General features: G+C 71.5%; 13 protein-coding genes. 12 read left to right on the forward strand and 1 reads right to left on the reverse strand.

The annotated features are described in order from the left end of the window. Window positions 1-10: 10 nt before the first annotated feature. The 3 genes from ABG090_RS03150 (at window position 11) to ABG090_RS03160 (ending at window position 2,896) form a co-directional block, all read left to right on the forward strand. Window positions 11-139, forward strand: coding sequence for a putative transporter small subunit (locus tag ABG090_RS03150; protein ID WP_347756324.1), 129 nt, complete (start codon window positions 11-13; stop codon window positions 137-139). Between the two features lie 164 nt (window positions 140-303). Continuing rightward, complete coding sequence (locus tag ABG090_RS03155) at window positions 304-1,584, forward strand: APC family permease (protein WP_347756325.1); 1,281 nt, start codon at window positions 304-306, stop codon at window positions 1,582-1,584. 85 nt (window positions 1,585-1,669) lie between these two features. Beyond that, window positions 1,670-2,896 (forward strand): mechanosensitive ion channel domain-containing protein, encoded by a 1,227-nt coding sequence (locus ABG090_RS03160; RefSeq protein WP_347756327.1) that lies wholly within the window; start codon window positions 1,670-1,672, stop codon window positions 2,894-2,896. A gap of 162 nt (window positions 2,897-3,058) precedes the next feature. Here the strand turns inward: ABG090_RS03160 and gndA are convergent, their stop codons facing one another. Next, window positions 3,059-4,462 (reverse strand): NADP-dependent phosphogluconate dehydrogenase, encoded by a 1,404-nt coding sequence (gene gndA, locus ABG090_RS03165; protein WP_347757464.1) that lies wholly within the window; start codon window positions 4,460-4,462, stop codon window positions 3,059-3,061. 176 nt (window positions 4,463-4,638) lie between these two features. On the opposite strand from gndA, the gene ABG090_RS03170 reads away from it, so the two are divergent. The 9 genes from ABG090_RS03170 to ABG090_RS03210 all read left to right on the forward strand — a co-directional run bounded on the left by ABG090_RS03170 (window position 4,639) and on the right by ABG090_RS03210 (window position 12,580). After that, entirely contained in the window at window positions 4,639-5,607 is a 969-nt protein-coding gene (locus tag ABG090_RS03170; RefSeq protein ID WP_347756329.1) for a TIGR03557 family F420-dependent LLM class oxidoreductase, read from the forward strand. 78 nt (window positions 5,608-5,685) lie between these two features. After that, window positions 5,686-6,741, forward strand: a complete 1,056-nt coding sequence (locus ABG090_RS03175; RefSeq protein WP_347756331.1) for a D-2-hydroxyacid dehydrogenase — start codon at window positions 5,686-5,688, stop codon at window positions 6,739-6,741. Then, window positions 6,741-7,517: a glucose 1-dehydrogenase gene (locus ABG090_RS03180; protein WP_347756333.1), complete on the forward strand. Its 777-nt coding sequence runs from the start codon at window positions 6,741-6,743 to the stop codon at window positions 7,515-7,517. Before ABG090_RS03175 ends, ABG090_RS03180 begins: the two co-directional genes overlap by 1 nt. Before the next feature lie 23 nt (window positions 7,518-7,540). Beyond that, a complete protein-coding gene (locus ABG090_RS03185) occupies window positions 7,541-8,587 on the forward strand; it encodes a zinc-binding dehydrogenase (protein ID WP_347756335.1) in 1,047 nt (348 codons plus the stop codon). Window positions 8,588-8,599: 12 nt separating this feature from the next. Continuing rightward, on the forward strand, window positions 8,600-9,184 hold the full coding sequence (locus tag ABG090_RS03190; protein ID WP_347756337.1) for a gluconokinase: 585 nt from the start codon (window positions 8,600-8,602) through the stop codon (window positions 9,182-9,184). A gap of 69 nt (window positions 9,185-9,253) precedes the next feature. After that, window positions 9,254-10,663, forward strand: a complete 1,410-nt coding sequence (locus tag ABG090_RS03195) for a GntP family permease (protein WP_347756339.1) — start codon at window positions 9,254-9,256, stop codon at window positions 10,661-10,663. Window positions 10,664-10,807: 144 nt separating this feature from the next. Beyond that, window positions 10,808-11,452 carry a 50S ribosomal protein L25/general stress protein Ctc gene (locus ABG090_RS03200; RefSeq protein ID WP_347756340.1) on the forward strand — a complete coding sequence of 215 codons (645 nt, stop codon included), beginning with the start codon at window positions 10,808-10,810 and terminating at the stop codon, window positions 11,450-11,452. A 21-nt stretch (window positions 11,453-11,473) separates the two neighbouring features. Further along, window positions 11,474-12,052 (forward strand): aminoacyl-tRNA hydrolase, encoded by a 579-nt coding sequence (pth, locus tag ABG090_RS03205; RefSeq protein WP_347756342.1) that lies wholly within the window; start codon window positions 11,474-11,476, stop codon window positions 12,050-12,052. A 51-nt stretch (window positions 12,053-12,103) separates the two neighbouring features. Continuing rightward, window positions 12,104-12,580 (forward strand): hypothetical protein, encoded by a 477-nt coding sequence (locus ABG090_RS03210; RefSeq protein ID WP_347756344.1) that lies wholly within the window; start codon window positions 12,104-12,106, stop codon window positions 12,578-12,580. Window positions 12,581-12,613: the final 33 nt, after the last annotated feature.

Raw genomic sequence — 12,613 nt, forward strand, 5'->3', positions numbered from 1 at the left:
AGGAGAGACCATGACCGTTGCAATGACCATCTACGTGCTGCTCTGGCCCGTCATCGTCGCCGGGGTGCTGTTCGTCATCGCCCGCAGCTTCCTGCAGGAGCTGCTCCGCGCCAAGAAGGCGGGCCGCCGCATCATCTGACCCGCCGCATCATCTGACCCGCCGTCTCGGCGGCGCCACCGGTCGCGCGCGCCCGGGTCGGGAGCGCGCGTGTCGAGTTGTTGCAGCAATGCAGCGACTTCCCTGCAACAACCCGACACGCGTCGGCAACTCGGCGTTTGGCTGGCACGGCTAGCGTGGCGGGCATGACTGTGCTCGAGCGACGCATCGGGGTGCCCGGTGCGATCGCGATCGGGCTCGGCGCGATGATCGGCGCCGGCCTGTTCTTCGTCTGGGCGCCGGCCGCCGCCATCGCCGGCCCATGGCTGCCGGCGGCGATCGCGATCGCGGCCGGCATCGCGGTGCTCAACGCGCTCTCGACCGCGCAGCTGGCGATGGAGCATCCCGTCTCGGGCGGCGCGTACGCGTTCGGGCGCGCCGAGGTGGGGGAGCGTGTCGGCTTCACGGCCGGGTGGATGTTCCTCACCGGCAAGACCGCCTCGGCGGCCGCGATCGCCGCGATCGCGGGCAGGCACCTGCTGCCGGAGCACGCCGCCTGGGTCGGCGCGGGCGCCATCGTGGTGCTCGCGGCCCTCAACATGCTCGGCGTGCGCGTGACCGCGTGGGTGTCGAGCGGGATCGTCGCGCTCGTGCTGATCGCCGTCCTCGTCGCGCTCGGCTGGGCCGCGACAGGCGGCGCCGCCACGCTCACGCCCGTGGTGCCGGCGCCGACGGTCGCCGAGGCGCCGGTGCCGGTGCTGACGGCCGCCGGGCTGCTGTTCTTCGCGTTCGCCGGCTACGCCCGGATGGCGACGCTCGGCGAGGAGGTGCGCGACCCCCGCCGCACGCTGCCGATCGCCATCGTGCTCGGGCTCGGCCTCGTGCTGGCGCTCTACGCTGCCGTCGGCTGGGCGACATCCGCGCGGCTCGGCGACCAGCTGCCTGCCTCGGCCACCCCGCTGGCGGATCTCGTCGCGGAGCCGGGCCTGCACGCGCTGGTGCTCGGCGCGGGAGCGCTGGCGTGCCTCGGCTCGCTCATGGGCATCCTCGCGGGTCTCAGCCGCACGGGTCTCGCGATGGCGCGCGAGCGCGACCTGCCCGGACCTCTGTCGCTGATCGCGGCCCGCACCCGCACGCCCGTGATCGCCGAGGCTGCGACCGCGGTCGCCGCGATCGTCGCGGTGCTGCTGCTGCCCGCAGGCACCCTCGTCGCATTCTCCTCGACGTGCGTGCTCACCTACTACGCCATCGCGCATGTCTCGGCGATCCGGATGCGCTCCGCGAGGCGGGCGCACATGCGCGCCTCGGGCACGGCCGGCTCGGGCGCGGTGCGGCTGTGGCTCCCCGCCTGGGTGCCCTGGCTCGGCATGGTCGCCTGCCTGGGGGTCGTGCTGACGCTCCCGTGGCCGGGCGTGCTGGGTGCCGCCGCGTGGCTCGCGCTGGGGCTGACGGGGCGAGCGCTGCTGCGCCGCCGCCGACCGCGATGATCGCGCGCAGCGGAATCCGCGCGCGCGGCTGTCGTTCGCCGCCGCGGCACGCGTACCGTGGGCGGTCGACCCGAGAGGAGCCTCGTTGCCTGACGTCGTCCAGATCCTGATCATGCTCGGCATCGCGGTGGGCATCGCCGTGGTCGCCGCCGTGGTCGCGAGCCTCGTGCTGCAGGCCTCGACCATCGCCGTCGTCCGCGACCGTGAGCGGCGGTCGGAAGTGCGGCAACAGCTGCGCTGGCCGGCCGCGGTGCTCGCGTTCGTGGTCGCTCTCGGCCTCGCAGCATCCGCCAACGGCCTGGTCGCCTCGCTCGGCGATGGCGGTCGCGTCGCGTCGCACGCGCTGCTGATCGTGGTCATCGCGGTCGCGGCGTGGCTGGCTGTGCGGCTGCTGCGGGTCGCTGGCGATGCCGTGATCGTGCGCTTCGCCAGCGCTCACGGCGATCGGCGGGCGCGCAAAGTGCGCACGCAGGTCGAGGTCCTGCGCCGGGTGCTCGTCGCGGTGGTGATCGTCATCGCCGTCGGCATCACGCTGTTCACCTTCGAGGCCGCGCGGGTCGCAGGCACGAGCCTGCTCGCCTCCGCCGGACTGGCCTCGCTGGTCGCGGGCCTCGCCGCGCAGTCGGTGCTCGGGAACGTCTTCGCGGGCATCCAGCTGGTCGCTTCCGACGCCATCCGCGTCGACGACGTCGTCGTGGTCGAGGGCGAATGGGGCACGATCGAGGAGATCACGCTCACCTACGTGGTGGTGCGGATCTGGGATGACCGCCGCCTGGTGCTCCCGTCGACACACTTCACGACGATGCCGTTCGAGAACTGGACGCGCACCTCGAGCGAGGTGATGGGCGCGGTCGAGCTCGACGTCGACTGGCGGGTGCCGATCGGCGAGATGCGCGCAGAGCTCGCCCGCATCCTCGAGGGCGCCGAGGCGTGGGACGGCAAGGTGCAGGTGCTGCAGGTCTTCGATGCAGTCGGCGGCTTCGTGCGACTGCGCGTGCTGATCAGCGCAGCCGACGGCCTGCAGCTGGCCGACCTGCGCTACCTGGTGCGCGAGCGACTGGTCGGCTGGCTCCGGGAGCAGCACCCGCACGCGCTGCCGCGGCAGCGCGTCGAGCTGCAGGAGGCGCCCGCACGCACCGTCGCGGAGGACACCAGCACCGCACCACGCGGCCTGTTCACCGGCGACGCGGGCGCCGAGGCGCGCCGAGAGGCGATGCTCCACGCCGGCGACGCCGTCGATGAGCCCGCCGAGTACGCGCCGCTTCCCGCGGTCGAGCAGGCGCCAGCACTCGAGCACGAGCTGCGCCGCTGAGTCACCCTGCTCCGCCGAGCCGCCCTACCCCGCTGGGTCGCGCCCTGCCCCGCTGCTGACCGCTCGCGCCCGCCAGGGCTGCGTGTCGGGTTGTTGCAGAAATCTCGCGCGAGAACTGCAACAACCCGACACGCGCGAGGCGGAAGCTGCGAGCGCGCTGCGCTAGTGGGTGTCGACGGCCTCGATCTCGGTGCGGTCGCCCGACCACTGCGTGTGGAAGGTCCCTTCGCGGTCGACGCGGCGGTAGGTGTGGGCGCCGAAGAAGTCGCGCTGCCCCTGCACGAGCGCCGCGGGCAGCCGGTCGGCGCGCAGGCCGTCGTAGTAGGACAGGCTCGACGAGAACGCGGGCGCCGGGATGCCGGCCTGCGCGGCCGCCACGACCACCCGTCGCCACGCCTCCTGCGTCGATGCGAGCGCCTCGCGGAAGTAGGGCGCGAGCAGCAGCGCCGGCAGCTCGGGATCCGCGGCGTACGCGTCGGTGATGTCGTTCAGGAAGCGCGCACGGATGATGCAGCCGGCCCGCCAGATGCGTGCGACCTCACCCTTCTTGATGTCCCAGCCGTACTCATCCGCGGCCGCGACGATCTCGTCGAAGCCCTGCGAGTAGGCGACCATCTTCGAGGCGAAGAGCGCCTTCCGCACATCCTCGATGAACGCATCCGCGTCTTCCACCTGCCACGCATCCGCCGGGCCGGGCAGGTCGCTCGCGGCCGCGCGCTGCGCGAGCCGCGACGAGAGCGAACGGGCGAAGACCGCCTCGGCGATGCCGGAGACGGGCACGCCCAGATCGAGCGCCGTCTGCACCGTCCAGGCACCGGTGCCCTTGGCGCCGGCAGCGTCGAGGATCACGTCGACCAGCGGCTGGCCGGTGTCCGCGTCGACCTGGCGCAGCACCTCGGCCGTGATCTCGATCAGGTAGGACTCCAGCTCGCCGCCGTTCCACTCCTCGAAGACCTCGGCGATCTCGGCGGGCGACTTGCCCGTGCCCCGACGGATGAGGTCATAGGCCTCGGCGATCAGCTGCATGTCGGCGTACTCGATGCCGTTGTGCACCATCTTCACGAAGTGGCCGGCGCCGTCGGTGCCGATGTGGGTGACGCAGGGCTCGCCGTCCGCGACCGCCGCGATGCCGGTGAGGATCGGGCCGAGCGTCTCGTACGACTCCGCGGTGCCGCCGGGCATGAGCGAGGGGCCGTTGAGGGCGCCCTCCTCGCCGCCCGAGATGCCGCAGCCGACGAAGTGGATGCCGGTCTCGCGCACCGCCGCCTCGCGGCGGATGGTGTCGGTGAAGAGCGCGTTGCCGCCGTCGACGATGATGTCGCCCGGCTCGAAGACGGCGGCCAGCTCATCGATCACGGCGTCCGTCGCCCAGCCGGCCTTCACCATGATGATCGCGGTGCGCGGCGTCTGCAGGCTGTCGGCGAGCTCCTGCATGGTGGCGGCGCGCACGAAGCCGGCCTCGGGATGGGCCGCGATGAGGTCGTCGGTCTTGGACGTCGTGCGGTTGTAGACCGCGACGGTGTTGCCCTCGCGCGATGCGAGGTTGCGGGCAAGGTTCGAGCCCATCACGGCGAGGCCGACGACGGCGATGTTGGCGTGGGTCACGGTGTCCTCCTGGACGGGTCGGGTCTGCCCCCAAGGCTAGTCAGCGCCGGATGCGCCGCCGCAACCGCCCCGGCGATCGGCGCCCGCCGACCGATGACCACCACGAGACATCCAGGTCGGGCCCCTACCGTCGAGCCATGCAGATCGGATACAAGCTCTTCGCCGAGGACGTCGCACCCAAGGAGCTCATCAGGCGGGCGGTGGAAGCCGAGCGCGCCGGCTTCGACTTCGTCGAGATCAGCGATCACTTCCACCCCTGGCTGCCGGAGCACCAGCACTCCGCGTTCGCGTGGGCGATCCTCTCCGCGATCGCCGCGAAGACCGAGACGCTGCGGCTCGCGACCGGCGTGACGTGCCCGTCGGTGCGCTACCACCCGGCGATCATCGCGCAAGCCGCGGCGACGCTGCAGATCATCTCGGACGGCCGCTTCACGCTGGGCGTCGGAGCGGGGGAGCGGCTCAGCGAGCGCATCGTCGGGCAGGGCTGGCCCGAGATCGGCGACCGGCACACGCGGTTCCGCGAGGCGCTCGAGATCATCCGGCTGCTCTGGTCGGGCGGCACGCACTCCTACCGCGGAGACTTCCTGACGCTGCACGACGCCCGCGTCTTCGACCTGCCGGAGACCCTGCCCGAGATCGTCGTGGCCGCAGGCGGACCGCAGGCGGCAGCGCTCGCCGCCGAGCTCGGTGACGGCCTGTTCTCGACCGACCCGGATGCATCGCTCATCGAGGCATGGACGGCTGCGGGCGGTGAGGGCCCGCGCTACTGCGAGGTGCCGACGGCCTTCGCACCCGATGCCCGCGCCGGCGCGGAGGCGGCGCACGCGCGCTTCCGCTTCGGGCCGCTCGGGTGGAAGGTGCTCGCCGAGCTGCCCGACCAGACCGCGTTCGACCAGGCCACGCAGTCGATTCGTGTCGACGACATGGAGGAGGCGTTCGCGTGCGGACCGGATGTCGACCGGCACGTGGAGGTGTTCTCGAAGTTCCGCGACGCCGGCTTCGACCACTTCGCACTCATGGATGCGAGCACCGACCCCGATGCGTTCATGGCGTTCTTCCACGACGAGCTCGGACCGCGGCTGCGGCAGTCGGCCCAGCAGCAGTAGGCGGCGACCGACTGCGTCGTCGCGGCGAGACCTCCGCCGCTGCCGGGCATCGATAGCCTTGCCAGGAAGGAGGCAGCCATGACCGCATCCGCTCTGAAGGTCGCCGTCGCCGTGAGCATCGACGACGAGAGTGCCGACCGCATTCGCGAGCTCGAGCCGCGCATCGAGCTGCTGCGCGACACGAGGCTCACGCGGCCCTGGCAGTGGCACGGCGACTGGGAGGGCGACCAGTCCTGGGAGCGCACCCCCGCCCAGCAGCACGCGTTCGAGGCGATGCTCGACAGCGCGGATGCGCTCTTCGGCATCCCGGACGTCTCGCCCCGAGCCTTGGCTCGCACGGTGCGCGCGAACGAGCGGCTGCGCTGGGTGCACACCACGGCAGCCGGCGGTGGCGGCCAGGTGCGGGCGGCGGCGCTCACTGAGCGGGAGCTCGAGCGCGTCGTCGTGACGACGAGCGCCGGCATGCATGCGTCGACGCTTGCCGAGTGGGCACTGTTCGGCGTGCTCGCCGGCGCCAAGGATCTGCGCCGGCTGGAGACCGACCAAGCCGACCGCCGGTGGGGCGATGGCCGCCGCATGATGCGCCACGTGGGGGAGATGACCGTGCTGGTCGTCGGGCTGGGCGGCATCGGCGCGGTCGTCGCCGAGCGGTTCGCCGCGCTCGGCGCCACCGTCTGGGGCACGACGCGCAGCGGCACGCCGGTCGAGCACGTCGATCGGCTGGTGCCGATGGACGAGCTCGTGGACGCGGCGTCGCAGGTGGATGCCATCATCACCACACTGCCGGGCACCGAGCACACGGCCGGCCTGATCGGCGCCCACGTGCTCGGCGCCGCACGCGACGACACGATCCTCGTCAACGTCGGCCGCGGCACCGTGGTCGATGAGCCCGCACTGCTGGACGCGCTCGACGCGGGCCGCATCGGGTTCGCGGCGCTCGACGTCACGGCCGTCGAGCCGCTGCCGACCGACAGCCGGCTCTGGCGCCACCCGAGCGTGCTGCTCAGCCCCCACACCGCGGCGCTGTCGATGCAGGAGCCGCGCCGCATCGCCGAGCTCTTCGCCGCCAACGCGACGCGGCTGCTCGACGGGCAGCCGCTGCAGAACGTCATGAGCACGAAGGAGTTCTACTGATGTCGACCGCAGCAGCCCTGTTCGACCTCACCGGGCGCACCGCGCTCGTCACCGGCTCCAGCCAGGGCATCGGGCGAGCGCTCGCCCAGGGCCTCGCCGAGGCAGGCGCCACCGTCGTCGTGCACGGACGCGATCGCGCCAAGGCCGAGCGCGCCGCGGCCGAGATCGCCGAGTCGACCGGCAGGCAGACCCACGTGGCGCTCTTCGACGTGACGGATGCGCAGGCGGTCGACGCCGGAGTCGCCGACGTCGAGGCGCGGATCGGCACCCCAGACATCCTGGTCAACAATGCCGGCATCCAGCGTCGCAACCCGATCGCCGAGTTCACCGACGAGGACTGGCACGATCTCGTCGCCACCAACCTCACGAGCGCGTTCCTGCTCTCGCGCCGCGTGGCGAGGGGCATGATCGAGCGCGGGTCCGGCCGCATCGTCTCCATCGGCTCCGTGCAGTCGCAGCTCGCTCGACCCTCGATCGCGCCCTACAGCGCCACCAAGGGGGCGATCGTGATGCTCACGAAGGGCCTCTGCGCCGACCTCGCCCCGCACGGCATCAGCGTGAACGCGCTCGCCCCCGGCTACTTCGCCACCGAGCTCACGCAGGCGCTCGTCGACGATGCCGACTTCTCGGCCTGGGTCGCGCAGCGCACGCCCGCGGGCAGGTGGGGCGATGTGCGCGACCTCGTGGGAGCGCTCGTGTTCCTCTCGAGCGATGCGAGCGCCTTCGTCAACGGGCAGACCATCTACGTCGACGGCGGCATGACCGCGGTCGTCTGAGGCACGCGGCGAGAGGGAACACGATGACCGACAACCTGGCGCTGGTCGCCCACGCGAAGGACGACGTGCGCGTCGAGGCGCTGCCCGAACCGGTGCCGACCGCCGACGAGGCGGTCGTCGCGATCGCCTACGGCGGCATCTGCGGCTCCGACCTGCACTACTGGCTGCATGGCGCCGCCGGGCAGTCCATCTTGCGCGAGCCCATGGTGCTCGGCCACGAGATCGTCGGCACGGTGCTCACCGCGGCCGCCGACGGCAGCGGACCCACCGCAGGCACGCGCGTCGCCGTGCACCCCGCGACCGAGATCGACGACGGCTCCGCGCCGTACCCCGTGGAGCGCCCGAACCTGAGCCCGGCGGGCACCTACCTCGGCTCTGCCGCCCGCATGCCGCACACGCACGGCGCCTTCGCGCGGCGGGTCGCGCTGCCGGCGCGCATGCTGCGCTCGATCCCGGACGGGCTCGAGCTGCGACTGGCGGCGCTCGCCGAGCCTGCCGCGGTCGCCTGGCATGGCGTCGGGCAGGCCGGCGATGTGACCGGCAAGCGCGTGCTCGTCATCGGCGCCGGCCCGATCGGCGCGCTCGCGATCGCCGTCGCCAAGCACCACGGGGCGAGCGAGATCTTCGCGACCGACCTGCACGAGCATCCGCGCGCCCTCGCCGAGCGCCTCGGCGCGACGGCGATGGATGCGACGGATGCGGACTCGATCGCGGCCATGCACGCCGACGTGGTCATCGAGTCGTCGGGCACGGTGCCCGGGCTCGCTGCCGCGATCAGCGGCGCTCGCCGCGGCGGCACGGTGGTCATGCTGGGCCTCCAGCGTGCCGGCGACATCTCGGTGCCGATGGCGACCACGATCACCCGCGAGCTGACGCTCGTGGGCTCGTTCCGCTTCACGGGCGAGCTCGACGACGTGCTGGCGGCGCTCGCGGACGGCTCGCTCGATGCGGCAGCGGTCATCAGCCACGAGCTGCCGATCGGCGACGGCCTGCGCGCCCTCGAGCTCGCGCGCGACGCGGCCGTATCCTCGAAGGTGCTGCTGGCATTCTCGGGCAGCGACGGACACTAGAGGGATGTGCCGATGAGCGATACGCGCTACCCGCCGATGATCATCATGGGCGTGCAGGGATCGGGGAAGTCGACGATCGGAGCTGCCCTCGCGACGCGGCTGAACATCGACTTCATCGACGGCGACGACCTGCACCCGAAGGCCAACAAGGACAAGATGGCCGCGGGCATCCCGCTCGACGACGAGGATCGCGTGCCGTGGCTCAAGATCATCGGGCAGACGATCGCCGACGGTCGCGAGAGCGGCCGCATCGTCATCGTCGCGTGCTCCGCGCTGAAGCGCTGGTACCGGGAGCTGCTGCGCTCGAGCGCTGCGGATCTGATCTTCGTCCACCTCAGCGGTGACGCGTCGCTGCTCGCCGACCGGCTCGCCCACCGAGACCACGCGTTCATGCCGACGACGCTCCTCGACAGCCAGATGGAGACGCTCGAGCCGTTGGCCCCGTGGGAGAGCGGCATCGTCATCTCCATCGAGCAGGACCCCGTCGCGATCGTCGACGAGGTCTCGCGCATGCTGATGGCCCGCGCTGCGGGCCGCCCCGTCGCCCCCTCCGCGGGCGCGACGATCACCGGCACGATCGACGTCCAGCCCGGCTGATCTCTCGGCCGCGCACACGGCCACCCGCACTGCACCGCACACGCACACGCACACCAAGGAGTCACCGCCATGGACGACCTCGTTCTCAACTGGGACCTCGGCACGGGAGGGCTGCTGCTGCTCGCGGCTGCCGCGATCGCCCTGCTGCTCGTCCTCATCATGACGTTCAAGATCCACGCGTTCCTCGCGCTGATGATCACCAGCCTGCTGACCGCCGTCGCGGCCGGCATCCCCTTCGACCAGCTGATGGGCGCGCTCGCGTTCGGCTTCAACCCCACGCTCGGCAGCGTCATGCTGCTGGTGGCGCTCGGCGCGATGCTCGGCCGCATGATCGAGACCTCGGGCGGCGCGCGCGTGCTCACCGACAAGCTCGTCGGCAGGTTCGGCGAGCAGCGGGCCGGGATGGCCGTCGGTGTCGCGAGCCTCCTGATGGGCTTCCCGATCTTCTTCGATGCTGGCCTCGTCGTGATGCTGCCGATCATCTACGCGGTCTCCCGCCGGCTGGGCGGCTCGCTGCTGACGGTCGCCTTCCCCGCCGCGATCGCCTTCAGCGCCATGCACATCTTCGTGCCGCCGCACCCCGGCCCGGTCTCCGCATCCGCCATCCTGGGCGCCGATGTCGGGCTGGTCCTGATCCTCGGCCTGGTCGTGGCGCTTCCCGTCTGGTACCTCGTCGGTGTGCTCTTCGGCGGCTGGGTGGGTCGCAAGTACAACATCGCCGTGCCGGCGATCCTCCAGGGCTCGGACGACATGAACCGCGAGATGGAGTCGCGCCCGTCCTTCGGCAAGATCCTCACGCTGCTGCTGCTGCCGCTCGTGCTCATCCTGATGAACACCGGCCTCAACATGTATGCGTCGACGACTGACGACGCCGACGCGTTCAAGGCGCAGCCGATCGTCGCGCTGTTGCGCGCGCTCGGTGAGACGCCCATCGCGCTGCTCATCACGGTCATCGTCTCGATGTGGCTGCTGGGCTGGGGGATGGGCAAGGCCGGCACCCTGATCGAGAAGGTGGCCGACAGCGCCCTCGGCCCCATCGCCTCCGTCGTCCTGGTCACCGGTGCCGGCGGCATGTTCGGCGGCGTGCTGCGCGTCACCGGCATCGGCAACGCGATCGCCGACTCGCTGAACTCGATCGGCATGCCGGTCATCGTGGCGGCGTTCCTCATCTCGCAGATCGTGCGCATCGCGCAGGGCTCGGCGACCGTGGCGCTCACCACGGCGGCGTCGCTCATGGCGGGCGTGGTCGTCGACGGCGGGTTCAACCCCGTCGAGGTCGCGGCGATCGTGCTCGCGACCGCCGCCGGCTCGGTCGGGTTCAGCCACGTGAACGACTCGGGCTTCTGGCTGGTGAGCAAGTTCTTCGGCATGGATGTGAAGACGACCCTGCAGACGTGGACGGTGGCGCAGGGCCTGATGGCCATCATCGGCTTCATCCTGTCGTTCGCGATCTACCTGCTCGCGGGCCTGTTCGGCTGACGCCGTGCTGTAGACTCAGTCGCTGAACTTCGGCGAGGGATGCAGGAGCATCCGTGATCGACGCGGTGGGAGCCAGGACCCAGTCCTCATGCTTGCGCGTTCGAGTCGACAAGATGACGGGCTGCGGCCCACAAGGAGACTTCCATGAGCACCGAGTACGACAAGCTCGAGACCGAGATCCGCGAATCGTTCGGCAAGGGCGCTGCTCGCAAGCTGCGCGCCGTCGGCAAGATCCCCGGCGTCCTCTACGGTCACGGCACCGAGCCCCAGCACCTGACGGTCGACGCGCACGCGCTCTACCTGCTGGTGCGCCGCTCGAACGCGATCATCGATCTGCAGATCGGCGACAAGAACCAGCTCGCGCTGGTGAAGGACGTGCAGCGCAACCCGGTGCTGCAGGGCATGCAGGGCATCGAGCACGTCGACCTCGTCATCGTCAAGCGCGGCGAGAAGGTCGTCGTCGACGTGGCCGTCCACTTCGAGGGCGAGACGGCCCCCGGCACCATCCAGAACCACGAGACGACCGCGCTGTCGATCGAGGTCGAGGCGCTCCACATCCCCGAGTCGATCACGGTGTCGGTCGAAGGCATGGAGGAGGGCTCGCACATCCTCGCCGGCGAGGTGCCGATGCCGAAGGGCGCGACCCTGCTCACCGACCCCGAGGCCCTGGTCGTCGGCGTCATGACGCCTGCAGCGCCGGTCGACGACGAGACCGCGGCTGCGGCCGAGGATGCGGCCGCCGAGGCAGCCGAGGCCGCCGAGGCGACCTCCGAGTCCGACTCCGAGTAGACCGGCATCCCCCACGCCGATATGGCGCAGACGTGGCTCGTGGTCGGGCTCGGGAATCCCGGGCCCGACTACGCGCGCACGCGGCACAACATCGGCCAGCTGGTCGCCGCCGAGCTGGAGCGGCGTGCGGGCGCCACGCCGAAGCGGCACGGCAAGGCCGAGGCGCTGGTCGCCGAGTCGCGCGTGATCGGCGGTCCGAAGGTCATCACCGCCTTCCCGCTGTCGTACATGAACCGCTCCGGCGGACCGGTGTCGAAGCTGATGGACTACTACGGCGTCGACCTCGATCACGTGATCGTGCTGCACGACGAACTCGACATCCCGCTCGGCGAGCTGCGGCTGAAGCAGGGCGGCGGCCACGGAGGCCACAACGGGCTGCGCGACATCATCGCCGCCCGCGGGCCGGAGTTCCTGCGCCTGCGGCTCGGCATCGGCCGCCCACCCGGCAGGCAGGACGCCGCCGACTTCGTGCTCAAGCCCTTCGCGAAGACCGAGCAGCCTGAGGCCGAGCTGCTGGTGCAGCTCGGCGCGGATGCCGTCGAGCGCATCATCGCCGAAGGGTTCCTGGCTGCGCAGCAGCACCTGCATGCGCCGTCCTAGCGCGCAGGTGCACGCCGCTAGCATGGAGTGCCGATCGGAAGGAGGGCGCCCGTGCGCCGAATCGCCATGAGGGCGACCGCGGTCATCGCGGCGTCCCTGCTGCTCGCCGGCTGTGCCGCCGCCGACGAGACGACGACGGGCCCGCAGGCTCCCAACGGCTACACGCTCTCCGCGACGCTCGACGACGGCACGCTGCTCTGGAACGACCGCAGCGACGGCTCCGGCATGACCGACCTGATGCTCGAGTCGCCGGAGGGCCGCTTCGTGCACTCCTGCCTCGGCGACGCACCGCTGATCTGCTGGGATGACCTCGCGGCGCCATCCACGCTGCTCGTCATCGCACCGGTCGGCGCCACGACGGCGGAGCTCACCTGGCACGGCCAGACCTTGCCGCTCACCGCCGGCACCTCGCTGGATGCGGAGGCCCCGGCCGTCTTCGCGCTCGTGCTGCCCGACTACGAGCCCAACGACCAGGGATGGCAGCTCGAGGTGAAGGACGCGGCAGGCGAAGTGGTCATGACCTCGTGAGCCTGCAGCCGCTCCTCGAGATGCTCGAGAGCG

This window comes from Agrococcus sp. ProA11 (genome assembly GCF_039880525.1).
GTDB classification, from domain to species: Bacteria; Actinomycetota; Actinomycetes; order Actinomycetales; family Microbacteriaceae; genus Agrococcus; species Agrococcus chionoecetis.